The following is a 25,579-nucleotide window of genomic DNA, read 5'->3' on the forward strand; positions in this document are numbered from 1 at the left end:
AATGGGGCGTTACTGATCTGCCGGGTTCAAGTTAGCATAGAAAATGCAGCCGATAAGCCGCGCAAACAGGCTCAGGGTCTCGGGCAGATTGGGGTCGTCGAACAGCATCGCCCGCGAATCCAGCGCACATAGCGCTCCAAACAGACGCCCATCGGGCAGAAAGATCGGCGCGCCGGCATAGCTTTCGATGGCGTATTGCTTGACCACCGGGCGCGCCGCAAAGCGGCCGTTCTGGCTGATCTGCGGGATGAACAAGACTTGAGGGTCGATGCAGAACTCACTGCACAGGGTGGTTTCCAGGTCGAGCACGTCGTCGACGTTGATGCCCATTTGCAGAGGGTCGTAGGCCGAACACACCACCCATTCCAGGTCGGTAAATTTGGCGATGCCGGCGAATCTCATGCCGGTCAAGCGTGTGACCAGCTTGAGAATGTTGGTTGTGGCTTCGATTTCGGCGATAGCAGCGCGTTCATCTGCGCTGAGTAACGATTGTGCAGTGACGCTTGGAATCATGCTGAACACTCCAGTGGCATGGCCGCTCGCAGCGGCCATGCACAGTCAGGTCTTAGTTAATCCGTGGATGCTGCTGCACCAGGTTTTCACGCTTGGCTTGCAGCGCGGCAATCTCGGCGTCGATGTCTTCGATTTTCTGCTCGATATTGTCGTGATGTTCCTGCAGCAGCTCCTTGGCTTCTGCCATGTCGGACGCCGCAGGGGCCGCACCGCGTAGGGGCTTGTTGGCGGTTTCCTTCATGGTCAGGCCAGTGACCAGGCCGACTACGGCGAACACCATCAGGTAGTAGGCGGGCATGTACAGGTCGTTGGTGCTTTCCACCAGCCAGGCGACGACGGTTGGCGTGACGCCGGCGATCAGCACCGAGACGTTGAATGCACTGGCCAGGGCGCTGTAGCGCAGGTGAGTAGGGAACATCGCCGGTAAGGTGGAGGCCATCACGCCGATAAAGAAGTTCAGCACAATGGCCAGGATCAGCAGGCCGCTGAAAATCAGCCCGGTCTTGCCGCTGGTGATCAGCATGAACGCCGGGATCGACAGGAACAGCAGGCCAATGCTGCCGGCGATGATGAACGGCTTGCGGCCGATTTTGTCGCTGACAAAGCCAATGAACGGCTGCACGAACAACATGCCGACCATGATTGCGATGATGATCAACACGCCGCTGTTTTCGGCGTAGTGCAGGTTGTGGGACAGGTAGCTCGGCATGTAGGTGAGCAGCATGTAGTAGGTCACGTTGGTGGCCGCGACGATACCGATGCAGGTCAACAGGCTGCGCCAGTGCTTGGTGGCGATCTCCTTGAACGACACTCGAGGGCCGTGGGTCAGGCCTTCGCGGTCGCCCTGTTCGAGCTTGTCGACGTGTTGCTGGAACGCCGGGGTCTCTTCCAGCGCATGGCGCAGGTACAGACCGATCATGCCCAGGGGCAGGGCGAGGAAGAACGGCAGGCGCCAGCCCCAGGATTCGAATTCCGCTTCGCCGAGCACGGTGGAGATCAATACCACCACACCAGCGCCAAGCACGAAACCGGCAATCGAACCAAAGTCCAGCCAACTGCCGAGGAAACCGCGCTTGCGGTCCGGAGCGTACTCGGCGACGAAGATCGACGCGCCGGTGTACTCGCCACCCACCGAGAAGCCTTGGGCCATTTTGCACAACAGCAGCAAAATCGGCGCCCAGATGCCGATGGAGGCATAGCCGGGAATCAAGCCAATGGCGAAGGTGCTCAAGGACATGATCACGATGGTGGCGGCGAGGACTTTTTGCCGCCCGTACTTATCGCCCAATGCGCCAAAGAACAGACCGCCCAGTGGACGAATCAGGAAGGGCACAGAGAAGGTACCCAGTGCAGCGATCATTTGCACGCTGGGGGACGCGTCGGGGAAGAACACCTTGCCCAGCACATAGGCGACAAAGCCATACACGCCAAAGTCGAACCATTCCATGGCATTGCCCAGTGCGGCGGCAGTGATCGCTTTGCGCATCTTGCTGTCGTCGACAATGGTGATGTCTTTCAAACCGATGGGTTTGACGCGTTTTTTCCGTAGTTTCATGCGGGCCACTCTTAAAGCTGAACAGGGGAGGTGCCATCGCTACGATGGCACCACTCTGTCAGTTCAGATACAAGAGGACACGAAATAATTCACCCCGTCGGGTACTTTTTCTCGCGTTTGCGAAAATATCGTTATCAGTGCCCTCGCGCCGGCGTGCGAATCCACGGCTTAACCAAATTTAAATGTGGGAGGGGGCTTGCCCCCGATGGCGGTGGGTCAGTTAACAAATAGGCGTCTGGCACACCGCTATCGAGGGCAAGCCCCCTCCCACATTGGGTCGTCGCTGTTTTGAGCATTTCGTTCGCTTAACTGACTGCGGCGACGATGGCGATATTGGCTAAACTCGGCTCGCAGGCCTATGCCGCAAACAGGAACGCCATTTGTATGCCAAACCGCCATTCACGCCTCAGCTACCGCCAACCGCAGCCGGCTGATGTTCAGCGATTGCTCGCGATCTTCGGCGACCCGCAGACCAATTTGTTCAACCCGGCCGGGCCCATGCCGGATCTCGCGGCGGCCCAGCGCTTGCTGGCCCATTGGATGGAACAATGGGCTACTCATGGCTACGGCTGGTGGGCGATTGCCCGCAAAGAAGCGCCCGGACACATCATCGGGTTTGGCGGCATTGCGCAGCTCAACTATCTGACACAACGACGCGTCAACCTCGGCTATCGCTTTGCCGTCGAAGCCTGGGGGCAGGGCTACGCCACCGAGGTGGGGCGTGATGCGTTGGTGCTGGCGTTTGAAACCTTCGGTCTGCCGGAAGTCTTCGGCCTGGTACGACCCGACCATGTTGCGTCGATCCGTGTGCTGGAAAAGATCGGCATGCAACCTTTCGGCCTGTTGGACGACGTGCCAGGCCAGGCACCTAGCTTGGTGATGCGGGTTTGTCATCCTACAACTGCACAAAGCTGACTTTTTTCATATCGCTCTAACTCCTCGATAAGCGGCACTCTTTCCGATTGACACTGCGTGGGCGTCCCGATATAAAAGTCGCAGTTGTACGACGACATATGACGTTACATATGTCCTACCTAACAAAAATAAAAAGTGATGCCATGAATCTGAACGAGCCCATCAGTGCCCATCGTGTCGGCCAGGCAGTCGGCAGCTATCGCTGGACGATCTGCGCGATGCTGTTTTTCGCCACCACGGTCAACTACCTCGACCGCCAGGTGCTCAGCCTGTTGGCACCGCAACTCTCGACACAATTTGGCTGGAGCAACACCGATTACGCCAACATCGCGGCGGTGTTCCAGTTTGTCTATGCCATCTCCATGCTGTTTGCCGGGCGCTTCGTCGACAAGATCGGAACCAAGGCCGCGTATGTAGTGGCGATTGGGATCTGGTCCACCGGGGCGATCATGCATGCGTTTTCGGTGCCGATGGGCGAGGGCATCGCCGCGATCAGCGGGGCAATCGGCCTGGCGGTGATCCCGGTGTCGATTGCCGGTTTCATGCTGTCCCGCGCTGTATTGGCGATTGGCGAAGCAGGCAACTTTCCCATTGCGATCAAGGCGACTGCCGAATATTTCCCCAAGAAAGAACGCTCACTGGCCACCGGCATTTTCAACTCCGGTGCCAACGTCGGTGCGATCCTGGCACCGATCTGCGTGCCACTGCTTGCCGGCCTTTGGGGCTGGGAAGCGGCCTTCATGGTCATCGGCATGCTGGGGTTCTTGTGGGTCGCGGTCTGGGCTGCGGTGTACGAAAAACCGGAACAGCAAAAACGCCTGTCGGCCGAAGAACTGGCCTATATCCGCAGCGACCAGACCGTACAACCTTTCACCCCAGTGCCTACAGGCACCACCGCAAAGAAAATCTCCTGGTTCAAGCTGCTGACTTACCGCCAGACCTGGGCGTTCGCCTTTGGCAAGTTCATGACCGATGGCGTGTGGTGGTTCTTTCTGTTCTGGCTGCCCACCTACCTGTCGGCACAGTACGGCATGAAAGGCGCCGATATCGTCATGCCGCTGGCGGTGCTGTACAGCATGACCATGGTCGGCAGCATCGGTGGCGGCTGGTTCCCCAGCTATTTCATGGCGCGTGGCGATGCACCCTATGACGGACGCATGAAAGCCATGCTGGTGATTGCGCTGTTCCCGCTGGTGGTGTTGCTGGCGCAGCCGTTGGGCTACCTGAGCTTCTGGGTGCCAGTGCTGCTCATCGGCGTGGGCGCCTCGGCGCACCAGGCATGGTCGTGCAATATCTTCACCACCGTGTCCGACATGTTCCCGCAGAAAACCGTGGCCTCGGTGGTCGGCATCGGTGGCATGGCCGGTGGCCTGGGCGGTGTAGTCATGACCAAGATCGGCGGCTGGGTGTTCGACTACTACAAGTCGATCAACGACATCCACACCGGCTACATGATCATGTTTGCCATCTGCGCCCTGGCCTATCTGGTGGCCTGGAGCGTGATGAAGGCATTGGTGCCGCGCCACAAGGAAATCACTGATCTCTAGTGACCACTGCGGGCAAGTGTAGAAACGCCATCAGCGCGGCAACTATGGACTCTGGAGCATCTTCTTGCACCAGATGCCCGGCATGGGGGACACGCAGGTAGCGTGCCCCAGCCAATCTGCCAGCCAGTGCATCGCCTTGCGCCACCGGGATCTACTGATCCTCCTCACCCCAGAGCAGCTGCACCGGGCAGCGGATACTGGCAAGCTGCACTTCAATGGCGTCGGTATAACGCTGATCCATTTGTGCAATCTGACGGTAAAAGGCTGCCTGGCCACTCTCGCCTGTCCATGGCGTGACATAGGCGTGCAGCACCTCGGCGTGGCCATGAAAATCAAAGGTTTCGGGCAGTGCCAGGGCGTCACTTGAGTCAGTCATGTTGGAATTCCCCCAAGGTTGGGTGGGTTGCCGCAGGTTTTGCCTGCGCCAGGATGATACGCACCGCCATCACCACGCCAATCAGCACGGCGGCCAGGCCCGCGACTTCCAGGGGCGTCGGCCAGCGCTGGTGAAACCAAAGGCCGAGCAGGGTGGCGAACAAGGATTCAAGGGCAATCAATTGACCGCTCAGCACCATGGGCAGGCGCCGCGTCGCTGCGTTCCAGGCCCACGCGCCGACGACGGTGGACATCACCGCGATCACCAGGCTCCAGGCATACAACGGCCATGCCTGGCTCCAGCCAGCGCCAAGGGTTGGCAACTGCAATAAGCCTAGCGCGTATATCCAGGGCAGCAGGCACAGCGCCGCGACGCCTGCACCCACCAGCATCAGGGCCGTCCACAGGCCGGTTGCGCTGGCCGGCAAGCGCGCCAGCTGCTTTTGGTTGATCACGCTGAACCCCAGCCATAAAGCCACCGCACCCAACGAGAAGCACAGCCCGGCCAGCCAGGAACCAGCACCCAGCGAGGGCTGGTGCAGGCTGCTGATGTTGGCCAGCAACAGCCCCACCGTGAGGCAAGACAGCGGCATCACCAACTGGCGCCAGCGCAGGGTCTTATGGCTGGCGTTGCCTACCAGCGCCAGTAGCACCGGGACCATGCCGACGCAGGCTGGCGCCAATACCGGGCCGCCGAATATCACGCCGGCGGCAATACAGACGCCATAGCCCAGGCACCCCAATGCGCCCAGTACCGCCGCGAACAGCCGCTGGCCTGGGCTTAGCACACGCAGTTGCGCCCGGCACAGGATCATCCAGACGACACCGAGCCCACCGGCTATCAAGAAGCGCACGGCCATCAGGTCGTAGAGGCTGTAAGCCCCGGTGACGTAGGGCGCAATAAAATTCAGCGCCCAGCCGAGGGTGGCGACCACCGCGAATATCACGCCGATAGAAACTGAGGCTGGGGAAGTGCTCATCAGGCTGATCCATGAAGTAATGCATCCATGGTGCCCAGCCACATGGGTGTGCTACAAACGAGTTCTCGGTCTTGAATGCATAACCTCAGATTATGAATCTACTCGGCAAAACCCTACCGCCCCTTGCCAGTTTGTTGCCGTTTGAAGCGGCGGCGCGCCTGGAGAGTTTCTCCAGGGCGGCCGATGAGCTGCACATCACCCAGGCGGCTGTGAGCCGGCAAATTCGGGGGCTGGAAGACAACCTGGGGGTGAAGCTGTTCATCCGGCGCAACCGTGCGGTGTTCCTCACGCAAGAGGGGCGTGAGCTGGGGCGGGTGGTCAGCCTTGCGTTGCGAAGCATCAGTGATGGCGCGGCTAACCTGCGCGCCTCCCCGCAACGCAACCGGGTGGTGTTGTTGTGCCAGTTGTGCGAGGCGTTCTATTGGCTGATGCCGCGTTTGTCGACGTTTCACCAGCAATACCCGCAGATTGAAATCCAGGTAGTGACCTGCACGCGGCCTATCACCCAGTTCGATGGCCATTTCGATGTGGCCCTGCAAAGTACCCGGCGCGCCAGTGGCGCCCATAGGCTGATGTTCACCGCCTCCGACGAGGTGTTCCCGGTGTGCAGCCCGGCCTACCTTTGCCCGGAACAGCCGTTACCGCTGACGCAATTACAGTCCTGCACGTTTTTGCACCACAGCTCCGAACCTCCGCACCTGATGGAGTGGGATGAGTGGCTGCAGGTGTTCGGTCGGGTGTTGGCCAGGGATGCGCGCAGTGCCACTTTCGACAGCTACCCGTTGATGTTGCAGGCCGCGGTGGAAGGGCACGGTGTCGCCATGGGCTGGCGTCGTACCGCAAGCCGGCTGATTGACAGTGGGGCGTTGGTCCGGCCCTGTGCTGAAAGCGTATTTTTGCCTGAGGCAATTTCGGTCTACAGGCAGCAAGGGGCGGGCAGTCGGGACGAGGTCGAAGCGCTGCTGGCGTGGCTGCAAGCGCAATTGCACAGTGACGGCTGACAGGGGCGTCGCCACCCCTGTCATATCCGGTTAACGGTTACGGGTGACTCGCCAAACCGTATTGGCCAGGTCATCGGCAATGATCAGCGCACCTTTGGGGTCCACCGTCACGCCCACCGGGCGCCCACGGGTCTTGCCATCGTCACCCCGAAATCCGGTGGCGAAGTCGATGGGTTCGCCAGCAGGCTTGCCATTGCTGAACGGCACGAAGATCACCTTGTAGCCCACCGGATTATCGCGGTTCCAGCTGCCGTGTTCGCCGACAAACACGCCATCGGCAAATTTTTCACCCATGGCCGGGATGGAAAAATCCACGCCCAATGCAGCCACATGGGAGCCCAGGCTGTAATCGGGCTTGATCGCCGCGGCCACCTTGGCTGGGTTCTGCGGTTGCGCGCGTGGGTCGACGTTCTGGCCCCAGTAGCTGTACGGCCAGCCGTAGAAGGCGCCTTCCTGCACCGACGTCAGGTAGTCCGGCACCAGGTCGGGGCCGAGTTCATCGCGTTCGTTGACCACCGTCCACAGTTGCCCGGAGCCAGGTTGAATGGTCAGCGCCGTGGGGTTGCGCAAGCCGGTTGCGTAGGGCCTGTGAGCCCCGGTAGTCGCGTCGATCTGCCAGACCATGGCGCGGTCAATCTCCACTTCCATGCCGCGTTCGGTGATGTTGCTGTTGGAGCCGATGCCCACATACAGCTGGCGTCCGTCGTCACTCACGGCCAATGACTTGGTCCAGTGGTGGTTGATCTGCGCTGGCAGGTCGGTGACTTTGACCGGCGGCGCACTGGCCTTGGTCTGGCCGTCGGCATAGTCGAAGCGCACCAGTGCGTCCTGGTTGGCTACATAGAGTTTGCCGTCGGCGAACGCAAGCCCATAGGGCGCGTTGAGGTTATCGGCGAACACCGTCTTGAGCTCATAGGTGCCGTCACCGTCGGCGTCGCGCAGCAGGGTAATGCGGTTGCCGCCCTTGACCTTGGTATTGCCCTGGGCCTTGATCACGCTGGCGATCACATCCTTGGGCTTGAGCTTGGCCGCACTGCCGCCACGGCCTTCGGCCACCAGGATGTCACCGTTGGGCAGCACCAGGGTCTGGCGCGGGATCGCCAGGTCGGTGGCGATGGCGGTCACGCTGTAGCCTTCGGGCACCCTGGGCTTTTGCTCGCCCCACGGGGTGGGCTGCGCAATCTTCATGCTCGGCAACAGGCTGCTTTGTTGTTCAGGCAGTTTAGGGTCAGGGCCGCGGGCCTGGGTCTTGTCGCCTTCGCCACCACAGGCACTGAGCAGCAGGGCTGCGCTGAGTAAGGTCAGTGTATTGAGTGGTTTCATCGGGCAGCTCCTGAGCGCAGGTTGGTCAAGCCGATCCAAGTCGCGATGATCGCCAGCACCGTGACAATCGCTGACAGTATCAAGCCGGTGGGCATCATGGCGTAGGCGTCCTTGGCATGCTGGAACGCATTGACCAGCCCAAGCACCCAGGTGCCCAGCAACAGCAGGAAGTAAGCCACAGGGCGCCCGCCCTTGTGCTCGGCGCGCACCAGATTGACCAGCGCAAACAGCAGGGCGAGACCGCAGAACACCAGCGCCCCGGCGATCAGCCAAGAGGCGAAGTTGGCCCATTGGATCTGGTAGGTCTGGCCGTAGGCGATATCACTGAGCAAAGTCCCGAGGAACAGTGGCACGGTGCCTGCCAGCAAGGTCCCATGCAATGGGCCAGGTCTGACGGCGGGGTAAGTGGGGAGGGTAGTCATGGGGGTGGCGGCTCCTTATCGTTCTGCACCCTGGGGTCAGGGCGCACTGACTTCGCATAGGAAAGGAGCGTGGCATTTGTAAGAAAGTTCACTGAGAGGTCGTGTCGAGATGTTTTTCGAACCATGCCGCATAAGGGGTATTGCTGACTTTGCAACGGTTGTAATCCGGAGCGCCATCGTGCCACCACGCCGGCCCACGCTCGCCCAATGCGACCTTGGCATGCTGCACCTGCTGCCGAGCGGCTTTCAATGCCTGGGCGTCAGCGGCGCCCTTGGCCGCCTTGACCGCCCGGCGTGCATCCATCAGTGCATTGACCCAATGTAGCCGGGTTGCCTCGTCCAAGGCCGGATTGGTGCAGCGCCACAGTTGCCCCTTGACCACAAAATAGCGGCCGTCCGGTGTGCTAAGCATGGTGCCGATGTAGCACCCGCAGCACACCCCACAGCATCGACATTACAATTGCCATCCAACCGGCAAACAGGCTGAAGAGTGTCATTGCAAGGTTCATCACGGTCTCCCATTGCGTTGTCGTCTCTTTATAGGTGACCTCGCTTGCAAACCAGGATTCAACTGGATGTGTTTACGGCCGCGGCCGCATGATTCATCCTGCCGGGCCGACAAGAGGAAACGCCTTATGCCAACCCTGCATCTGCTGTGCGGCAAGATCGCCTCCGGCAAGTCCACGCTCGCCAAGACCCTGGGCGCCAAGCACCGAGCCATTGTGCTCAGCGAAGACCACTGGCTGGCCAGTCTTTACCCCGGTGAAATCCAGGCCATCGCCGACTACCTGCGCTGTGCCCAGCGGGTGCGCGGTGTACTTGGGCCGCTGGTGGTCAATCTGTTGGAATCCGGCGTGAATGTGGTCCTGGATTTCCCGGCCAACACCCTGGCCAACCGTGAGTGGTTGCTCGGCCTGGCCCAAACGGCCAAAGTGCCCCACCGCCTGCATTATCTGGAACTGGACGATGCGACCTGTCGTGCCCGCCTGCATGCGCGCAACGCCCAGGGCGAGCATGACTTTGCTGCGACTGACGTCGAATTTGACCTGATCACTCGCCACTTTAGTGTGCCGAGTGAAGAGGAAGGCCTGGTGATTGAGGTGCATCGCCCGTGACCCTCCTGCAAACCACGGGCGTCGATGCCGACGGGTTTATCCTCACCGTCGCCGATGTTCCCGTACAAATCGAGTTCCAGCCCGTGCTGGCGGATGTCTGCGCAACCCTGTCCCAGGCGGCGTTCGGGCTGCATGGGATTTATATGTATGGCAGCGTCGCACGAGGCCAGGCCGAGGTCGGGTTTTCTGATCTCGACCTCTCGTTGATACTCAACGATCCCCCGGATGCCTCGGTGCTCGAGCAAATTGAAACGACCCGAATTGCCTTGGAACAACGGCATCCGCAAGTGACCAAGATCGACTTCGATATCGGTCATCACGCTCAAGTGTTGGCGCCGGAAAATCGCAACAGTTGGGGCTTCTGGCTCAAGCATCATTGCCGCTGTGTATGGGGCGAAGACCTTGCACGGCACTTCGACCCGTTTTGCCCGTCCCGCGCCATCGCCATGGCGGTCAATGGTGACTTCGAGCAAGCGCTCACGGCGTATCTCGTGCGTATCGAACAGGCCCGCACTGAACACGCACGTCATCGCCTGCAGCGTGAAGCATCGCGAGCCTTGATCCGGGCCACTCACACCTTGCGCGCAGACGATGCGCACATGTGGCCGCATACCCTGGAAGAGTACGTCGCGCTGTTTGTTCAGCAGTACCCCTCGATGCGCGTGCAAATCGCGTACTTCCTGTTTGAAGCGCGTAACCCCAGCGCTGAGTGCGAGGTGTTTTCCACGCGGCTACGGGCGTTTTTGAGTTGGATGGTTTCGGTGCTCAGGGAAAGGAATCAATCAAATGCGTGAACGCAAAGCCGCACGACTATTGGTGATAAGTCCTGCAAAGCAGGTGCTGCTGTTCCGCTTCGTGCATAAAGACGGCGCATTGGCTGGCAGGAATTACTGGGCTACGCCGGGCGGTGGTGTTGAAGCCGGGGAAACCTATCACAGCGCCGCAATCCGTGAACTGCGCGAAGAGACTGGCATCACTGTCAGCAGCGTTGGCGAATCCGTGGCAGAACGCAGTTTCCCATTGATGCTGCCCAGCGGCGAAACCGTGTTGGCGATCGAGCGCTATTTCGTGGTGCAGGCGCCCAGCGAGGCGCTGTCCAGGGCCGAGTGGACGGCGGAAGAGACCCAGGTGATGGCGGATCATCGTTGGTGGTCGGCAGAGGAGCTGCGCACTACGACGGACACGGTGTGGCCGCAGGGGCTGGTGGAAATGCTCGAGGAGGCCGGCGCCTTCTAACCGTTTTCAGCTTGGAAGAACCGCTCGGGCCGGCAAGGCGCCAGGGCAGGGCAGACCCTATCCTCCATGATCTCTTCGCTGGCAAGACGCCCCACGATGGCTGCCAGCGTCACGCCAGGATGCATCGCGCAGACGTACACACCGCTGATGCCTGGCAATTGGCCAATGATCGGAATGCCATCGGCCGGGATGGGCCGCAGCCCGACGCAGGCCAATTGTGGTTCGATGAACGTGACCCCTTCGAGTTCACCCGCAATAGCCTGGGCGGTGCGCCGAGCGATGGCGGCCGCCTGGTTTTCCGGGGCGTCGTCCAGATAGTCTTCGGCTGCCAGCCAGGTCCCCTCAGCACTTTCGCGCACCTCCATTGCAGGGTTGGAAATAAGCGTGCGCACGATGCCGGGTGAGGCGTTGTAGCGGATAAAGATCGCGGGGGAGGCATCAATCGGCAAGGGCACACACAACAGCTTCGTCAGCGCGGGGATTCCGGTGCCGGCTGCGAGCACCACCACGTCGGCATCGATGACGCCCAGGCTGGTTTCAACGCCGGTGACCTGTGAGCCGTGCATCCTGAAACCCAACACCTGGGTGTGTGTCAGCAGCGTGGTACCGTGGGCCTGGGCTCCGGCAATTAACGCATGGGTGGTTTGCACCGCGTCGAGCGCACCTTCTTCGGCCTTGAATTGGGCATGCTCAGGCGGGTTTCTCAAACGCGGCTCAAGTGCCTGGATACGCTGGCGAGTGATCCGTGAATCCGCCCCAGGCTGAATGTCTGCGCCGTAACACAGGGCGCCTGTCCAGCGTATCTCCACGGCGGGCAGTTCATGCTCCAGGCGGTGATACGAGTCAATCGCTGCACTGCGCAAAGCGGCAATGGGGTCGGGTGCGTCGTGGGTCGTGTTGAGCCAGGCAAATGAGGTGGCCGTGACCCCGGACGCGACTTCGCCGGCCTCGACCACCGTCACATTCGCGCCCTTGCCGGCCAGGTGATAGGCCAGTGAAGCCCCCACGATACCGGCGCCAATCACCACAATGCGCTTACCTTGATGCATATCCGCTTCCTTGTTAATGACCCGCCAGGATCTCGCTGGTCTGGAACACCCTGGCATAGTCCATCGCCAGGTTACTGAGCGACAACGCATGCACATCTTCAGCCGGCCACAGGCGTCCCGACAGGTCGGTTTGATCGAAAGTAAAACAGGCATCCGCCGCTACGATCACTTCAAACCCCAGGTTGCCGCCTGAGCGCACGGTGGCCTCCACGGAGTTGTTGGTGATGACCCCGACGATCACCAATTGCTTGATCGAGCGCATGTGCAGCCAGCGCTCCAGGCCCGTGGCGCTGAAGGCATCCGGTACATTTTTCTCCACCACATGCTCGTGGGCCAGGGGGTGCAGTGCGTCCTGGAATTCACAGCCGGGCTGGCCTGGCCAGAACACCGAGCCGGGAGAGCGGGAGATATGCCGCACATGGACGACCGGGCGTTGAGCATAGCGCCAGGCGTTGAGCAGTTGCTGTATGCGTAGCTCGGCGTCTGGGTTGTTGCGACGGCCAAGGGCGGGGTCGGCCATGCCTTTCTGCATATCGATGATCACCAGTGCAGCGTTCGTCGCTAACGGTTCCATGGCCTGTCCTTTTGCGGGTGAGACGCGAAACATATCAGCCGATGCGGGGCTTATATAGAGGCCTGTTCGAAAACATGATGGGCCAATGGCAGCTTGACGCTTGACCGTTACTCAACTGGTTTGGCGCAATCCAAATGTGGGAGGGGGCTTGCTCCCGATAGCGGTGTGTCAGTGAGCTTATTTGTCACTGATCGACCGCTATCGGGAGCAAGCCCCCTCCCACAGAAGATCGCCCTGACCCTCGGCGCTTGCTGAGCGCCAGGCAATCAGCGAACGGCTCTGGATTGGCCTTCTGGCTGCTGAAACGCTACCCTCGTTCTCAATTCCCCAACCACCGGCTGTGACAGTGAGTCACGGTCTACATGAATCAGGACGATGAACGATTACTCTCTGAAGCTCGCGAACTACTGGCGAAACTCCCTGGCCGATGCCGAAAACGGCAATGGCGCTTTATTCAACAGCCATGTCAAAACCTATACGGTCTTGCCCATGGCCGCCTTGGCCGCGGGCTGTTTGCCGGCTGAGCAGGTGGAGCTGCTATTTGCCGGCGAACCTGCGCAGTTGCTGCACGTCGACGTGACCTTGCGACCGTTTGTCTATGCCTCGCGCCCGGAACACCGCAAGGCGCGCAATGGGTTGCCGGCGTTCATCACACCGATTCTTTGTCGTGTGTCGGTCACCCGCGACGGGCGCATCTACGCGACCGGGCCGGCATTGGTGCCCCGTGACATCCTCGAGCCGTTGGATCACGACAATTTCACCCTCGGTGCGCAGTACGACCTGGACCGTTTTCTGGCCGCCCAAGAGGCGCCCCGGTTCGAACCGCCTGCTTCCGGTACCGACGTGGACCCAGAGCAGTATCGCGAAAAGTGGATCAGCTACCTGCGCTACTGCAAGAACATGTTCCACACGGTGTGCAACGCTTGGGACGGGGCGGAAGACGGCTTCGACCCAGTCAACTACTGGTACCTGTTCAAGGAGCAGAAGGCTGACGGTTTCAGCTTCAACATCGTTGCGCTATACGATCATCTGCGTGCCAGCAAACCCGATGTGCCATTGTTCGAGCGATTTGCACAGCGTGGGCCCACCGCCGATGAGCCGTGCCTTGCGGCCAACAGCCTGTTCGCCAGCCGACGCGGGCATGCCGGTGACGAATACGCGCTGGCGCCTGCCCAACGCGACAGCCTGGCGCACCTTTTGGCCGGGGACGCCGGAGATATACTGGCGGTCAACGGGCCCCCGGGCACCGGGAAAACCACCTTGGTCCTGTCCGTGGTGGCCTCGCTCTGGGCCAAGGCTGCCGCAGAAGGCGGCGAACCGCCGGTGATTGTCGCCAGCTCGACGAACAATCAAGCGGTCACCAACATCATCAAGGCGTTCGGTAAAGACTTCGCCGCGGGCACCGGGCCCTTCGCCGGGCGCTGGTTGCCCGACATCAATAGCTTCGGCGCTTACTTTCCCAAAGCCTCGGCGGAAGCGGAGATGGCGCGCACTTACCAGACCAAGAACTTTTTCCTTGAGCTTGAGTCGCACGCCTATCTCGACAGGGCCCAGCAGGCTTACCTGGGCCGCGCGGCCATGGCTTTTGCTGGCGACCCGCAACCCACGCTGAAAAATACCGTGGACAAACTACAGGCCGAAATTCGTCTGCGCCAGCAGCAACTCGCCGCGATCGAGCAAACTTGGCCACGGCTGGTGGCTGCCCGCAAAGCTATCCAGGATCTGCTCGGCGATGACCCACGGGCGGCCGTCAGTCGCCTTGAAACCCAGCTGCGGCTGCACACCGAACAGCTGGCGAGCACCCAGGCTCGCTTGAAAGACTTCAAGCACTACCTGGCCCATGAATCGTTGATCTACACGCTGTTTGGCTGGTTCGGCCCGATTGCCGCCAAGCGCCTGCGCCTGGCCAAGCTTCACGTCGATGAGGCAGACACTGAGCTGCAAAGCGCCGTCGATGTGCATGACATGGAGCGGCGCCTGACCGCCGCCGTGAGCCACGCCGCGCAAAGCCTGAGCACACTCCAAGCTCAGCGGGAGCGGGTGGACGAGTTGCTGCGCGGCGAGCAGCGCGAGCTGTTGAACTGGCAGGCGGTGATTGGCGTATTACCCGGCGCGACCGGCAAGCCTGCCGCACAGGTGACGCTGGAGGACTGCGACGCCTGGGCGGACACTTCGTTGCGCTTCGAGACCTTCCTGCTGGCCACCCATTATTGGGAGGGGCGTTGGTTGATGGAAGTCGCCGAGGAGTTGCCGCTGATCCTCAAAAGCCGTAAAAAAAATGGCCGCAAGACCCTGGAAAAAAACTGGCGGCGCTGGATGAAACTCACGCCTTGTGTGGTCGCGACGTTTCACCGATTACCGGGCGAGCTGTCGTGCAGCCGTCGTGATGGCGATGGTTATGTCAAAGACTATGCGCTGAACTTCATCGACCTGCTGATCGTCGACGAAGCGGGCCAGGTGCTCCCCGAGGTGGCGGCGCCGTCTTTCGCCCTGGCCAGGCAAGCTCTGGTGATCGGCGACACTCAGCAGATCGAACCCATCTGGTCGATACCGGCAGCAGTGGATATCGGCAATTTGCTCAGCGCCGGTCTGTTGTCACGCAGCAGCGTGGACGACGATTACGAGGCGTTCTGTGACAGCGGGCGCAGCGCCGCCAATGGCAGTGTCATGGCGATTGCGCAGTCGACCAGCCGCTATCACTACGACCCTGACCTGGCGCGCGGCCTTTACCTCTACGAACACCGCCGTTGTTATGACTCGATCATCGATTACTGCAACGCCCTCTGCTACAAGGGCAAGCTGCAACCGCGCCGAGGCGCCAAGCCGCAAGGTGGCTTGCCGGGGCTGGGCTACCTGCACATCGACGGGATGTGCCAGCAGAAACAGGGTGGCAGCCGTCATAACCTGTTTGAGGCACAGACTATTGCGGCCTGGATCAAGGCCAACGAACAGCAGCTCGTTGAGCGCTACGACAAAGAGCTCTGGGAGATTCTTGGGGTGATAACCCCCTTCGGCGCCCAGACCCGAGCGATCATCGAGGCCTGCAGCGCATTGGGCATTCGCACTGGCAAACTTGACGGTGAAATGACCGTCGGCACGGTGCACTCTTTCCAGGGCGCAGAGCGGCCCGTGGTGATTTTCTCGGCGGTGTACTCCAAGCACGCCGACGGCGCGTTCATCGACCGTCGGGACAGCATGTTGAACGTGGCCGTGTCTCGCGCCAAAGACAGTTTCCTGGTGTTCGGCGACATGGACCTGTTCAGCCAGATACCCGCCAGTAAGCCTCGTGGGCGCCTGGCCCAGTACCTGTTGCACAGCCCGGAGAACGCACTGGCGTTCGACTTCCAGCCCCGGGTGGACCTGCTCACGGCGCGCACCGGCTTGAGCCACCTGCATGAATTTGCCGAGCATGACCGGTTCCTGTTGCGCACCCTGGAAACGGCACGCCAGCAGGTGCAGATCGTGACGCCCTGGGTCAAGTTGCGCGGAATGCGCGAAAGCGGCGCCTTGGATGCAATGGTCGGCACGGTGCAGCGGGGCGTGCAGGTGACGGTCTACACCGACTTGCGCTTCAACACCGACATCAACCCCGGCAGGTCCGAAGGCAACCCGGGCAAAATCGCTGAATTCAAGGAGGCGATTGCGGCGCTCAAACACCATGCCGTACAGGTGCGCGTGGTCAACAAGGTGCACAGCAAGCTGGTGATGGCCGATGAGGAGTTACTCTGCGTCGGCTCATTCAATTGGTTGAGCGCCGCACGTTCCGGCGATTACGTGCACCACGAAACGTCCATGGTCTATCACGGGCCGGACGTCAGCAGTGAGCTGACGATCAACCGCACGAGTCTGGCGCGACGCCTGAGCTCAAGCCAGCCTTAGCCTGGCGCAATGCTATGCCAGGGGGCTACAGGCTGCTGGCATAGCGACACCGATCGGCAGCCCGCACGCAAAACCCTGAGACTTCCCGGCGAAAATCTTCATAATGACGGCCAATTTGTTTAGCTCGTTATTCTGGTGTGCCCGCATGGAAATTAAGGTCAACTTTCTCGACAACCTTCGGCTTGAAGCCAAGTTCGATGACTTCACGGTCATTGCCGACCAGCCCATCCGCTACAAGGGCGACGGTTCGGCACCGGGGCCATTCGATTACTTCCTGGCTTCGTCGGCGTTGTGTGCGGCGTACTTTGTGAAGTTGTACTGCCAGACGCGCAATATTCCCACGGAGAATATTCGCCTGTCGCAGAACAACATTGTCGACCCGGAAAACCGCTACAACCAGATCTTCAAGATCCAGGTCGAGCTGCCTACGGATATCTCCGACAAGGATCGCCAGGGCATCCTGCGTTCCATCGACCGGTGCACCGTGAAGAAAGTCGTGCAGGCCGGGCCGGAGTTTGTGATTGAAGAGGTAGAGAATCTCGACGCCGACGCCCAGGCATTGCTGATGCCCAACTCGACGTCTGAGGCAGGCACCTACATCGCCGGCAAGGACCTGCCACTGGAACAGACCATCACCAACATGTCCGCGATCCTCGCCGGCCTGGGCATGAAGATCGAGATCGCTTCGTGGCGCAATATTGTGCCCAACGTCTGGTCGCTGCATATCCGCGATGCCCATTCGCCGATGTGCTTTACCAACGGCAAGGGCGCAACTAAGGAGGGCGCCCTGGCGTCGGCGCTGGGCGAGTTCATCGAACGGCTCAACTGCAACTTCTTCTACAACGACCAGTTCTGGGGCGAGGAGCTGGCCAATGCGCCGTTCGTGCATTACCCGGATGAGCGCTGGTTCCAGCCGGGCAAAAATGACGAGCTGCCGAGTGAAATCCTCGATGCCTACTGCCTGAAGATTTACAACCGCGAGGGCGAGCTGCGCGGCTCGCACTTGTTCGACACCAATTCCGGTAACGAAGCCCGCGGCATTGTCTCGTTGCCGTTTGTGCGCCAATCCGATGGCGAGGTGGTGTATTTCCCCTCCAATCTGATCGAAAACCTCTACCTGAGCAACGGCATGAGCGCCGGCAACACCTTGGCCGAAGCCCAGGTGCAGTGCCTGTCGGAGATTTTCGAGCGGGCTGTGAAGCGCGAAATCATCGAAGGCGAATTCGCGCTGCCGGACGTACCGGCCGAAGTATTGGCCAAATACCCTGGCATCCTCGCCGGCATTCAGGGCCTGGAAGCCCAGGGCTTCCCGGTGCTGGTCAAGGATGCGTCCCTGGGCGGTGAGTTCCCGGTGATGTGCGTGACCTTGATGAACCCGCGTACGGGCGGGGTGTTTGCCTCGTTCGGCGCGCACCCTAGCCTGGAAGTGGCGCTGGAGCGCAGCCTCACCGAGCTGCTGCAAGGCCGCAGCTTCGAAGGCTTGAACGACCTGCCGCAGCCGACCTTCGAAGGCCAGGCGGTCACCGAGCCGAACAACTTTGTCGAGCACTTTATCGACTCCAGCGGCGTGGTGTCGTGGCGCTTCTTCAGTGCCCAGTCCGATTATGAATTCGTCGAGTGGGACTTCTCAGGCCACGGCGAAGATTCCAACGCCCAGGAGGCCGCGACGCTGTTCGGCATCCTCGAAGGCATGGGCAAGGAGAGCTACATGGCGGTGTACGAGCACCTGGGTGCCACCGCCTGCCGTATTCTGGTGCCGGACTACTCGGAAATCTACCCGGTGGACGACCTGATCTGGGACAACACCAACAAGGCGCTGTTTTTCCGCGAAGACATCCTCAACCTGCACCGCCTCGACGAGGACGAGTTGCAGGCACTGGTCGAGCGCCTGATCGAAAGCGAGCTGGACGACTACACCGATATCACTACCCTGATCGGCATCGAGTTCGACGACAACACCGCGTGGGGCCAGTTGACCATCCTTGAGCTGAAGCTGCTTATTTTCCTGGCCCTCAAGCAGTATGAAGAGGCCAAGGAATGCGTGGAGATGTTCCTGCAGTACAACGACAACACCGCCGAGCGTGGCCTGTTTTACCAGGCGATGAATGCGGTGCTGGAGATGGAGCTGGATGACGACCTGGAGCTGGCCGACTACGAAGCCAACTTCCGGCGCATGTTTGGCAATGAGCGCATGGATGCGGTGATCGGCTCGGTGGACGGCAGCGTGCGGTTCTATGGGCTGACGCCGACGAGCATGAAGCTGGAAGGGCTGGATCGGCATTTGCGCCTGATCGACAGCTACAAGAAGCTGCATGCGGCGCGGGCCAACGTAAGCCTTGGCTGATTTACACTGTCAATGTGGGAGGGGGCTTGCCCCCGATAGCGGTGGGTCAGCTGCAAATAAGCTGACTGATGCACCGCCATCGGGGGCGAGCCCCCTCCCACATTTTTGATCGATGTTTGACGTTAGATGTGCACCAGGGCTTGGGCCAGATCCTTGCGCAGATCCTCTACATCCTCAACCCCCACCAACATAATCTCGAGCTGATTGCGCATTCAATGTGGGAGGGGGCTTGCCCCCGATAGCGGTGGTCAGCTGCAAATAAGCATGACTGATGCACCGCCATCGGGGGCAAGCCCCCTTCCACATTTTTGATCGATGTTTGATGTTAGATGTATGCCAGGGCTCGGGCTGAATTCGCGCGCAGGTCCTCCACATTCTCAACCCGCACCAACATAATCTCGAGCTGATTGCGCATTCAATGTGGGAGGGGGCTTGCCCCCGATAGCGGTGGGTCAGTTGCAAATAAGCTGACTGATGCACCGCCATCGGGGGCAAGCCCCCTCCCACATTTTTGATCGATGTTTGATGTTAGATGTATGCCAGGGCTCGGGCTGAATTCGCGCGCAGGTCCTCCACATTCTCAACCCGCAGCAACATAATCTCGAGCTGATTGCGCATCCAATGTGGGAGGGGGCTTGCCCCCGATAGCGGTGGGTCAGCTGCAAATAAGCATGACTGATGCACCGCCATCGGGGGCAAGCCCCCTCCCACATTTTTGATCGATGTTTGATGTTAGATGTATGCCAGGGCTCGGGCTGAATTCGCGCGCAGGTCCTCCACATTCTCAACCCGCACCAACATAATCTCGAGCTGATTGCACATTCAATGTGGGAGGGGTCTTGCCCCCGATAGCGGTGGGTCAGTTGCAAATAAGCTGACTGATGCACCGCCATCGGGGGCTTGCCCCCTCCCACATTTTTGATCGATGTTTGATGTTAGATGTATGCCAGGGCTTGGGCTGAATTCGCGCGCAGGTCCTCCACATTCTCAACCCGCACCAACATAATCTCGAGCTGATTGCGCATTCAATGTGGGAGGGGGCTTGCCCCCGATAGCGGTGGGTCAGTTGCAAATAAGCTGACTGATGCACCGCCATCGGGGGCAAGCCCCCTCCCACATTTTTGATCGATGTTTGATGTTAGATGTATGCCAGGGCTCGGGCTGAATTCGCGCGCAGGTCCTCCACATTCTCAACCCGCACCAACATAATCTCGAGCTGATTGCGCATTCAATGTGGGAGGGGGCTTGCCCCCGATAGCGGTGGGTCAGTTGCAAATAAGCTGACTGATGCACCGCCATCGGGGGCAAGCCCCCTCCCACATTTTTGATCGATGTTTGACGTTAGATGTGCGCCAGGGCTTGGGCCAGATCCTTGCGCAGATCCTCTACATCCTCAACCCCCACCAACATAATCTCGAGCTGATGCGCATTCAATGTAGGAGGGGGCTTGCCCCCGATAGCGGTGGGTCAGTTGCAAATAAGCTGACTGATGCACCGCCATCGGGGGCAAGCCCCCTCCCACATTTTGATCGATGTTTGGCGTTAGATGTGCGCCAGGGCTCGGGCTGAATTGGCGCGCAGGTCCTCCACATTCTCAACCCGCACCAACATAATCTCGAGCTGATTGCGCATTCAATGTGGGAGGGGGCTTGCCCCCGATAGCGGTGGGTCAGTTGCAAATAAGCTGACTGATGCACCGCCATCGGGGGCAAGCCCCCTCCCACATTTTGATCGATGTTTGGCGTTAGATGTGCGCCAGGGCTTGGGCCAGATCCTTGCGCAGATCCTCTACATCCTCAACCCCCACCGACAACCGTACCAGCCCATCGCCGATTCCCAACTGCGCCCGCGTCGCCGCCGGGATGCTCGCATGGGTCATGATCGCCGGGTGTTCGATCAGGCTTTCCACGCCCCCCAGGCTCTCGGCCAGGGCGAAGATATTGATGTTTTCCAGGAAGCGCGTTGCACCGGCCAGGTCGCTGTTCAAATCCACCGAAATCATCCCGCCAAACCCGCGCATCTGCTGTTTTGCCAACTCGTGCTGTGGGTGGGATTTCAAGCCTGGGTAGTGAACACGCGATACCTGAGGCTGTTGTTCCAGCCAGGTGGCCAGGTCCAGGGCATTGCTGCAATGGCGCTCCATGCGCAGCGCCAGGGTCTTTACCCCGCGCAAGGTCAGGAACGCGTCGAACGGCCCGGCAATAGCGCCCACTGAGTTCTGCAGAAAGCCCAAGCGTTCTGCCAGCTCAGGGTTGTCGCCCACAACGGCGATACCACCGATCACATCGGAATGCCCATTGAGGTACTTGGTAGTGGAGTGCACCACAATATCGAAACCCCGCTCCAGCGGCCGCTGGATCCACGGGCTGGCGAAAGTGTTGTCGGCCACGCAAATAATCCCGCGGGCACGGCAGATACGCGCAACTGCGCGCAGGTCGGTCAGGCTCAGCAGCGGATTGCTCGGGGTCTCGACCCAGACCATGCGCGTGTCGTCCTGCAACGACGCTTCAAAGGCCGACAAGTCGCTCAGGTCGACATAGCTGAAACGGTGCCCGGCACTGCGCTGGCGTACCTTGTCGAACAGGCGGAACGTGCCGCCATACAGGTCATTGCCCGAGACAATATGTGCGCCGGCATCCAGCAGCTCCAGCACCGTGGAAATCGCCGCCAGCCCCGAGGCAAACGCAAACGCCTGGCTGCCGCCTTCAAGGTCGGCTACGCAGCGCTCCAGGGCAAAACGCGTGGGGTTGTGGGAGCGCCCATAGTCGAAGCCCTTGTGCACGCCGGGGCTGTCTTGCAGGTAGGTGGAGTTGGCGTAGATCGGCGGCATCAGCGCGCCCGTGGTCGGGTCGGGTGACTGCCCGGCGTGGATCACACGGGTGGCAAACGCGCTTTTATCGGGCTGACTCATGCAAGGGATCTCCGTAGGTGGTTAAGCAGGTCGACGCGGGTAATCAGGCCATGGAAGCCTGAGGCGTCAGCAATGATGGCGACCAGGCCGCGATCCAGTTCTGCCTGCAGTTCGGCCAGGCTGGCGCTGGGGGCCAGGGTGTGCAGGGTGTCGGTCATGGCGCTGGCGACGGTCATGGAAAAATCCGCGGCGTCGTGGTGCAAGCCCAGCAGGATGTCGGACTCATCGATGACGCCCACCAGTTGTTGGCCGTCTACCAGCACCGGCAGTTGCGACACATCAGCCAGGCGCATGCGCTGGAAGGCGGTGAGCAGGGTGTCGTCGGGGCTGACGCTGATCACGCGGCCGTCTTCGAAGCGGCGGGCGATCAGGTCGCGCAGGTCGCCGTAATGCTTGTACTGCAACAGGCCGGCGTCGTTCATCCATTGGTCGTTGTAGACCTTCGACAAGTACCGCGTGCCGGTGTCGCAGACGAAGGTCACCACACGCTTGGGCGTGGTTTGCTCACGGCAGTAACGCAGGGCGGCGGCTAGCAGGGTGCCGGTGGATGAGCCCCCGAGAATGCCTTCGGCCTTGAGCAACTGGCGGGCGTGGTCGAAGCTCTCTTCATCGCTGATGGAGTAGGCGTGGCGCACACTGGAGAGGTCGGCAATCGAGGGGATGAAATCCTCGCCGATGCCTTCCACGGCCCAGGAGCCGGGCGTTTCCAGCTGGCCGCTGCGGCTGTACTCGGCCATTACCGAACCCACCGGGTCGGCCAGTACCATGGCCAGCTCAGGCTGCACGCGCTTGAAGAAACGGGTCAGCCCGGTGAGGGTGCCGGCCGAGCCGACGCCCACCACAATTGCGTCGACATCATGCTGGGTCTGCGCCCAGATCTCCGGCGCGGTGCTGGTCTCGTGGGCCAGGGGATTGGCCGGGTTGTTGAACTGGTCGGCGAAGAAGGAATCCGGAATATCCTTGGCCAGGCGTGCTGCAACGTCCTGGTAATACTCGGGGTGGCCCTTGCCCACATCGGAACGGGTGATATGCACCTCGGCGCCCATGGCCTTGAGGTGCAGCACCTTTTCCGTGGACATCTTGTCGGGCACCACCAGCACCACCCGATACCCCTTGGCCCGGCCCACCAGCGCCAGGCCCAGGCCGGTGTTGCCGGCGGTGGCTTCGATGATGGTGCCACCAGGGCGCAAGCGGCCGTCGCGTTCGGCGGCGTCGATCATCGCCAGGCCTATGCGGTCCTTGATCGAACCTCCGGGGTTTTGTGATTCAAGCTTGAGAAACAGTGTGCAAGGGCCAGTGTCGAAGCGGCTGACCTTGACCAGCGGTGTGTTACCGATCAGCTCAAGCACGGCGGGGCGTGAAGGTGTGGGCATGTCGTTACCTGGTTACGGGATGGGCGTAGGGTAGGGGGACAGCAAAATGCATGACTTCGAACATAGGCCGGTATCGCCCAGGTCGCAACCTGGCGGTCCGATGCATGACTTTTTTTGGCGCATGGGTGATGCGAGGGCGGGCGCAATGTAGGAGCCCGATGAAGAGCAAATGTGGGAGCGCTCGAGCTTTAGCGAGGCCGCGATGGCGGTGGGTCAGGCAGCACAAATGCCAGCAGTGCCGCCGCCGTCGCGGCCTCGCTAAAGCTCGTGCGCTCCCACATCAGTGACCGGCAATGGCAGCTTCGATAGTCGCTATGTCGATTTTGGTCATCTTCATCATCGCCTCAAACGCACGCTTGGCGACGGCGGTGTCCTTGCTGGTCACCGCATCGACCAACACCCGTGGCGAGATCTGCCACGACAAACCCCATTTATCCTTGCACCAGCCGCAGGCGCTTTCCTTTCCGCCATTGCCAACGATGGCATTCCACAACCGGTCGGTTTCCTCCTGGTCGTCCGTGGACACCTGAAAGGAAAACGCCTCGCTGTGCTTGAACGCCGAACCGCCATTCAGGCCGATGCACGGAATGCCCATGACGGTGAATTCCACCGTCAATGCATCACCCTGTTTACCGCAGGGGTAGTCGCCAGGGGCGTAGTGCACCGCGTTCACTTTGCTGTCGGGGAAGGTTTCGGCGTAAAAAGTGGCGGCCTCCACAGCGTCGCCGTTGTACCAGAGGCAGACGGTATTTTTGTTGTTCATCGCAAACTCCTCGGGTTGATAGGAGTATGAAGTCTAGACGAGGGTGCCGCCCTGTCAGCCGGCGTTCCCTTTCAGCTGATGGGCGACCGCTGCCTTATCGATCACCGACCAGACGTGAGCGAATTTACCGTCGACGCATTCGTAAAAAACGTTCTCGTCGAATACGACCGTCTTGCCGTTGATCGGCAGCCCGAAAAACTCGCCCCTGGGACTGACCCTAAAGTTCAGCCGACTGGCGACCGTCGGCGGGTCGGCAACCAGCAGCTGAACACGGAACACCAGGTCGGGGATTTCCCGAAAGTCGCGCTCCAGCATCGCCCGGTAGCCCTCCAGGCCAACCGGGCTGCCGTTGTAGGTCACATCAGGATGGACAAAATCGCCCAGGTGCTGCCAATCCTGACGGTTCAGACAATCGATATAGCCTCGGTAGAAGCTGGCGAGTTGGTCGCGGGTCATGGGCCGTTCTCCTGGTTTAAGCGCGCTCGTCCACTATCGCCGGCAAGCAGATGTCCCCGCAAGTGCGTGACCGGGTATGCCGCGAACGCCAGCTCAAACCCAGCACCATCAGCAAACCCAGGCCGGCCATCAGCGCGCCTGCCAGGGAAATGGCCGGGTAGCCCAGCCCGGCGTTGATCACCGCGCCGCCCAACGCCGCGCCAATCGCATTACCGAAATTGAATGCGCCGATGTTCATCGCGGAGGCCAGGTTAGGCGCATCCTTGGCGGCCTCCATCACACGCATCTGCAAGGGCGGCACCAAGGCAAAACTCGCGGCTCCCCATAGCAGGATCGACACGGCAGCAGGCAGCGGCCATTGCATCAGCACCGAGAAGGCCAGCAGCACGGCGATCAACACCACCAGGGAGGTGATCAAGGTACGGTCCACCGAACGGTCCGCAGACTTGCCACCCCACACATTGCCCAGGGTCAGGCCGATACCGAACAGCACGAGCATGCCGGTGACGAAGTTGGTCGAGGCGTGGGTGACGTCACGCAGAATCGGTGCGATATAGGTGAACACCGTGAACATTGCACTGGAACCCACCACGGTCAGCGCCAACGCAGCCAGCACCGGCCCGCGGCCCAGTACGCGAATTTCCGCCATCAGGCTGCCGCCTTTCGGCGCAGGTGTATTCGGCAGCGCCCACCACAGCGCCGCCATCACCACCGCACCGATGCCGCTGATGCCCCAGAACGCCGTGCGCCAACCAAAGTTCTCGCCAAACCAAGTGGCCAGGGGCACACCGCCAATGGTCGCCAGGGTCAGCCCCAGGAACATCGCCGCGACCGCCCCCGCGCGCTTCTCCGGCGCGACCACACTCGCGGCCACAATCGAACCAATGCCGAAGAACGCTCCGTGGTTCAGCGACGTCACCAGCCTGGCGATCATCAAGGTCTGGTAGTTGTTGGCCAACGCCGAGAGCACATTACCCAGGGTGAAAATCGCCATCAGCCCGATCAGCAGGTAACGGCGTGGCACCCTGGCCGTGGCGAGGGTCATGATCGGCGCGCCGATCAGCACGCCCATGGCATAGGCGCTCACCAACAGCCCCGCGGCGGGAATGGATACGCCAAGATCGGCGGCAATACCGGGCAACATGCCCATGGGTGCAAACTCCGTGACCCCGATGCCAAAGGCACCGATGGACAAGGCTACAAGGGGTGGATTGATACGCATGGTTGACTCCTCATCTGTGTGTCAAA

The 25,579-nt window shown here is 60.7% G+C and carries 21 protein-coding genes and 1 pseudogene; 8 read left to right on the forward strand and 14 right to left on the reverse strand.

What is annotated here, in order from left to right:
• Nucleotides 1–9: 9 nt before the first annotated feature.
• Nucleotides 10–513: a GAF domain-containing protein gene (locus tag NMB39_RS13165; protein ID WP_057024091.1), complete on the reverse strand. Its 504-nt coding sequence runs from the start codon at nucleotides 511–513 to the stop codon at nucleotides 10–12.
• A 52-nt stretch (nucleotides 514–565) separates the two neighbouring features.
• Nucleotides 566–2,068 (reverse strand): glycine betaine/L-proline transporter ProP, encoded by a 1,503-nt coding sequence (gene proP, locus NMB39_RS13170; protein ID WP_043051797.1) that lies wholly within the window; start codon nucleotides 2,066–2,068, stop codon nucleotides 566–568.
• A gap of 384 nt (nucleotides 2,069–2,452) precedes the next feature.
• On the opposite strand from proP, the gene NMB39_RS13175 reads away from it, so the two are divergent.
• Both NMB39_RS13175 and NMB39_RS13180 read left to right on the forward strand, forming a co-directional pair.
• Entirely contained in the window at nucleotides 2,453–2,983 is a 531-nt protein-coding gene (locus NMB39_RS13175) for a GNAT family N-acetyltransferase (protein WP_494339100.1), read from the forward strand.
• A gap of 143 nt (nucleotides 2,984–3,126) precedes the next feature.
• The gene (locus NMB39_RS13180; protein WP_494339099.1) at nucleotides 3,127–4,530 is read left to right on the forward strand and encodes an MFS transporter; all 1,404 of its coding nucleotides are present in this window, start codon (nucleotides 3,127–3,129) and stop codon (nucleotides 4,528–4,530) included.
• On the opposite strand, the pseudogene NMB39_RS13185 reads toward NMB39_RS13180, so the two are convergent.
• A pseudogene (locus NMB39_RS13185) lies at nucleotides 4,517–4,840 on the reverse strand (alpha/beta fold hydrolase); the annotation flags it as partial. The gene NMB39_RS13180 and the pseudogene NMB39_RS13185 sit on opposite strands and share 14 nt — an antisense overlap.
• A gap of 58 nt (nucleotides 4,841–4,898) precedes the next feature.
• Nucleotides 4,899–5,885: a DMT family transporter gene (locus NMB39_RS13190; RefSeq protein WP_494339098.1), complete on the reverse strand. Its 987-nt coding sequence runs from the start codon at nucleotides 5,883–5,885 to the stop codon at nucleotides 4,899–4,901.
• A gap of 92 nt (nucleotides 5,886–5,977) precedes the next feature.
• Between NMB39_RS13190 and NMB39_RS13195 the strand changes: the two genes are divergently transcribed.
• Entirely contained in the window at nucleotides 5,978–6,886 is a 909-nt protein-coding gene (locus NMB39_RS13195) for a LysR substrate-binding domain-containing protein (protein ID WP_198720707.1), read from the forward strand.
• A 30-nt stretch (nucleotides 6,887–6,916) separates the two neighbouring features.
• Here NMB39_RS13195 and NMB39_RS13200 read toward each other — a convergent pair whose 3' ends face one another.
• From NMB39_RS13200 to NMB39_RS13210, 3 genes are all read right to left on the reverse strand, one after another.
• On the reverse strand, nucleotides 6,917–8,209 hold the full coding sequence (locus tag NMB39_RS13200) for a PQQ-dependent sugar dehydrogenase (protein ID WP_494339097.1): 1,293 nt from the start codon (nucleotides 8,207–8,209) through the stop codon (nucleotides 6,917–6,919).
• Nucleotides 8,206–8,631: a DUF2231 domain-containing protein gene (locus NMB39_RS13205; RefSeq protein ID WP_494339096.1), complete on the reverse strand. Its 426-nt coding sequence runs from the start codon at nucleotides 8,629–8,631 to the stop codon at nucleotides 8,206–8,208. Before NMB39_RS13205 ends, NMB39_RS13200 begins: the two co-directional genes overlap by 4 nt.
• A gap of 88 nt (nucleotides 8,632–8,719) precedes the next feature.
• Nucleotides 8,720–9,043 (reverse strand): hypothetical protein, encoded by a 324-nt coding sequence (locus NMB39_RS13210; protein WP_057024085.1) that lies wholly within the window; start codon nucleotides 9,041–9,043, stop codon nucleotides 8,720–8,722.
• 223 nt (nucleotides 9,044–9,266) lie between these two features.
• Between NMB39_RS13210 and NMB39_RS13215 the strand changes: the two genes are divergently transcribed.
• The 3 genes from NMB39_RS13215 to NMB39_RS13225 are packed head-to-tail and all read left to right on the forward strand — an operon-like array spanning nucleotide 9,267 to nucleotide 10,982.
• Complete coding sequence (locus NMB39_RS13215; protein ID WP_464006834.1) at nucleotides 9,267–9,746, forward strand: P-loop nucleotide/nucleoside kinase family protein; 480 nt, start codon at nucleotides 9,267–9,269, stop codon at nucleotides 9,744–9,746.
• A complete protein-coding gene (locus NMB39_RS13220; RefSeq protein ID WP_494339095.1) occupies nucleotides 9,743–10,540 on the forward strand; it encodes a nucleotidyltransferase domain-containing protein in 798 nt (265 codons plus the stop codon). The genes NMB39_RS13215 and NMB39_RS13220 overlap by 4 nt, the downstream gene beginning before the upstream one ends.
• Entirely contained in the window at nucleotides 10,533–10,982 is a 450-nt protein-coding gene (locus NMB39_RS13225) for an NUDIX hydrolase (protein WP_494339094.1), read from the forward strand. The genes NMB39_RS13220 and NMB39_RS13225 overlap by 8 nt, the downstream gene beginning before the upstream one ends.
• On the opposite strand, the gene NMB39_RS13230 is transcribed toward NMB39_RS13225, so the two are convergent.
• Together NMB39_RS13230 and NMB39_RS13235 are read right to left on the reverse strand one after the other, a co-directional pair.
• On the reverse strand, nucleotides 10,979–12,031 hold the full coding sequence (locus tag NMB39_RS13230) for an NAD(P)/FAD-dependent oxidoreductase (RefSeq protein WP_494339093.1): 1,053 nt from the start codon (nucleotides 12,029–12,031) through the stop codon (nucleotides 10,979–10,981). The two genes, NMB39_RS13225 and NMB39_RS13230, sit on opposite strands and share 4 nt — an antisense overlap.
• A gap of 13 nt (nucleotides 12,032–12,044) precedes the next feature.
• Nucleotides 12,045–12,605, reverse strand: coding sequence for a cysteine hydrolase family protein (locus NMB39_RS13235; RefSeq protein ID WP_494339092.1), 561 nt, complete (start codon nucleotides 12,603–12,605; stop codon nucleotides 12,045–12,047).
• A gap of 375 nt (nucleotides 12,606–12,980) precedes the next feature.
• On the opposite strand from NMB39_RS13235, the gene NMB39_RS13240 reads away from it, so the two are divergent.
• Entirely contained in the window at nucleotides 12,981–16,484 is a 3,504-nt protein-coding gene (locus NMB39_RS13240) for an AAA domain-containing protein (protein ID WP_494339091.1), read from the forward strand.
• A gap of 145 nt (nucleotides 16,485–16,629) precedes the next feature.
• The gene (locus NMB39_RS13245) at nucleotides 16,630–18,828 is read left to right on the forward strand and encodes an OsmC domain/YcaO domain-containing protein (protein ID WP_494339090.1); all 2,199 of its coding nucleotides are present in this window, start codon (nucleotides 16,630–16,632) and stop codon (nucleotides 18,826–18,828) included.
• Nucleotides 18,829–20,572: 1,744 nt separating this feature from the next.
• Here the strand turns inward: NMB39_RS13245 and NMB39_RS13250 are convergent.
• The 5 genes from NMB39_RS13250 to NMB39_RS13270 form a co-directional block, all read right to left on the reverse strand.
• The gene (locus NMB39_RS13250) at nucleotides 20,573–21,739 is read right to left on the reverse strand and encodes a cystathionine gamma-synthase (RefSeq protein WP_494339089.1); all 1,167 of its coding nucleotides are present in this window, start codon (nucleotides 21,737–21,739) and stop codon (nucleotides 20,573–20,575) included.
• The gene (locus tag NMB39_RS13255; RefSeq protein WP_057024076.1) at nucleotides 21,736–23,112 is read right to left on the reverse strand and encodes a pyridoxal-phosphate dependent enzyme; all 1,377 of its coding nucleotides are present in this window, start codon (nucleotides 23,110–23,112) and stop codon (nucleotides 21,736–21,738) included. The genes NMB39_RS13250 and NMB39_RS13255 overlap by 4 nt, the downstream gene beginning before the upstream one ends.
• Before the next feature lie 280 nt (nucleotides 23,113–23,392).
• On the reverse strand, nucleotides 23,393–23,875 hold the full coding sequence (locus tag NMB39_RS13260; protein ID WP_057024075.1) for a VOC family protein: 483 nt from the start codon (nucleotides 23,873–23,875) through the stop codon (nucleotides 23,393–23,395).
• A 54-nt stretch (nucleotides 23,876–23,929) separates the two neighbouring features.
• Nucleotides 23,930–24,331: an ester cyclase gene (locus NMB39_RS13265; RefSeq protein ID WP_057024074.1), complete on the reverse strand. Its 402-nt coding sequence runs from the start codon at nucleotides 24,329–24,331 to the stop codon at nucleotides 23,930–23,932.
• Between the two features lie 16 nt (nucleotides 24,332–24,347).
• Nucleotides 24,348–25,553: an MFS transporter gene (locus NMB39_RS13270; RefSeq protein WP_494339088.1), complete on the reverse strand. Its 1,206-nt coding sequence runs from the start codon at nucleotides 25,551–25,553 to the stop codon at nucleotides 24,348–24,350.
• Between the last annotated feature and the right edge of the window lie 26 nt (nucleotides 25,554–25,579).

It is taken from the genome of Pseudomonas sp. FBCC-B545 (assembly GCF_059134095.1).

What these genes read in the sequence shown, in the direction of transcription:
- NMB39_RS13165 (WP_057024091.1), bottom strand. Translation starts at nt 513, where the DNA reads ATGATTCCAAGCGTCACTGCACAATCGTTACTCAGCGCAGATGAACGC.
- proP (WP_043051797.1), bottom strand. Translation starts at nt 2,068, where the DNA reads ATGAAACTACGGAAAAAACGCGTCAAACCCATCGGTTTGAAAGACATC.
- NMB39_RS13175 (WP_494339100.1), top strand. Translation starts at nt 2,453, where the DNA reads ATGCCAAACCGCCATTCACGCCTCAGCTACCGCCAACCGCAGCCGGCT.
- NMB39_RS13180 (WP_494339099.1), top strand. Translation starts at nt 3,127, where the DNA reads ATGAATCTGAACGAGCCCATCAGTGCCCATCGTGTCGGCCAGGCAGTC.
- NMB39_RS13190 (WP_494339098.1), bottom strand. Translation starts at nt 5,885, where the DNA reads ATGAGCACTTCCCCAGCCTCAGTTTCTATCGGCGTGATATTCGCGGTG.
- NMB39_RS13195 (WP_198720707.1), top strand. Translation starts at nt 5,978, where the DNA reads ATGAATCTACTCGGCAAAACCCTACCGCCCCTTGCCAGTTTGTTGCCG.
- NMB39_RS13200 (WP_494339097.1), bottom strand. Translation starts at nt 8,209, where the DNA reads ATGAAACCACTCAATACACTGACCTTACTCAGCGCAGCCCTGCTGCTC.
- NMB39_RS13205 (WP_494339096.1), bottom strand. Translation starts at nt 8,631, where the DNA reads ATGACTACCCTCCCCACTTACCCCGCCGTCAGACCTGGCCCATTGCAT.
- NMB39_RS13210 (WP_057024085.1), bottom strand. Translation starts at nt 9,043, where the DNA reads ATGCTTAGCACACCGGACGGCCGCTATTTTGTGGTCAAGGGGCAACTG.
- NMB39_RS13215 (WP_464006834.1), top strand. Translation starts at nt 9,267, where the DNA reads ATGCCAACCCTGCATCTGCTGTGCGGCAAGATCGCCTCCGGCAAGTCC.
- NMB39_RS13225 (WP_494339094.1), top strand. Translation starts at nt 10,533, where the DNA reads ATGCGTGAACGCAAAGCCGCACGACTATTGGTGATAAGTCCTGCAAAG.
- NMB39_RS13230 (WP_494339093.1), bottom strand. Translation starts at nt 12,031, where the DNA reads ATGCATCAAGGTAAGCGCATTGTGGTGATTGGCGCCGGTATCGTGGGG.
- NMB39_RS13235 (WP_494339092.1), bottom strand. Translation starts at nt 12,605, where the DNA reads ATGGAACCGTTAGCGACGAACGCTGCACTGGTGATCATCGATATGCAG.
- NMB39_RS13240 (WP_494339091.1), top strand. Translation starts at nt 12,981, where the DNA reads ATGAACGATTACTCTCTGAAGCTCGCGAACTACTGGCGAAACTCCCTG.
- NMB39_RS13245 (WP_494339090.1), top strand. Translation starts at nt 16,630, where the DNA reads ATGGAAATTAAGGTCAACTTTCTCGACAACCTTCGGCTTGAAGCCAAG.
- NMB39_RS13250 (WP_494339089.1), bottom strand. Translation starts at nt 21,739, where the DNA reads ATGAGTCAGCCCGATAAAAGCGCGTTTGCCACCCGTGTGATCCACGCC.
- NMB39_RS13255 (WP_057024076.1), bottom strand. Translation starts at nt 23,112, where the DNA reads ATGCCCACACCTTCACGCCCCGCCGTGCTTGAGCTGATCGGTAACACA.
- NMB39_RS13260 (WP_057024075.1), bottom strand. Translation starts at nt 23,875, where the DNA reads ATGAACAACAAAAATACCGTCTGCCTCTGGTACAACGGCGACGCTGTG.
- NMB39_RS13265 (WP_057024074.1), bottom strand. Translation starts at nt 24,331, where the DNA reads ATGACCCGCGACCAACTCGCCAGCTTCTACCGAGGCTATATCGATTGT.
- NMB39_RS13270 (WP_494339088.1), bottom strand. Translation starts at nt 25,553, where the DNA reads ATGCGTATCAATCCACCCCTTGTAGCCTTGTCCATCGGTGCCTTTGGC.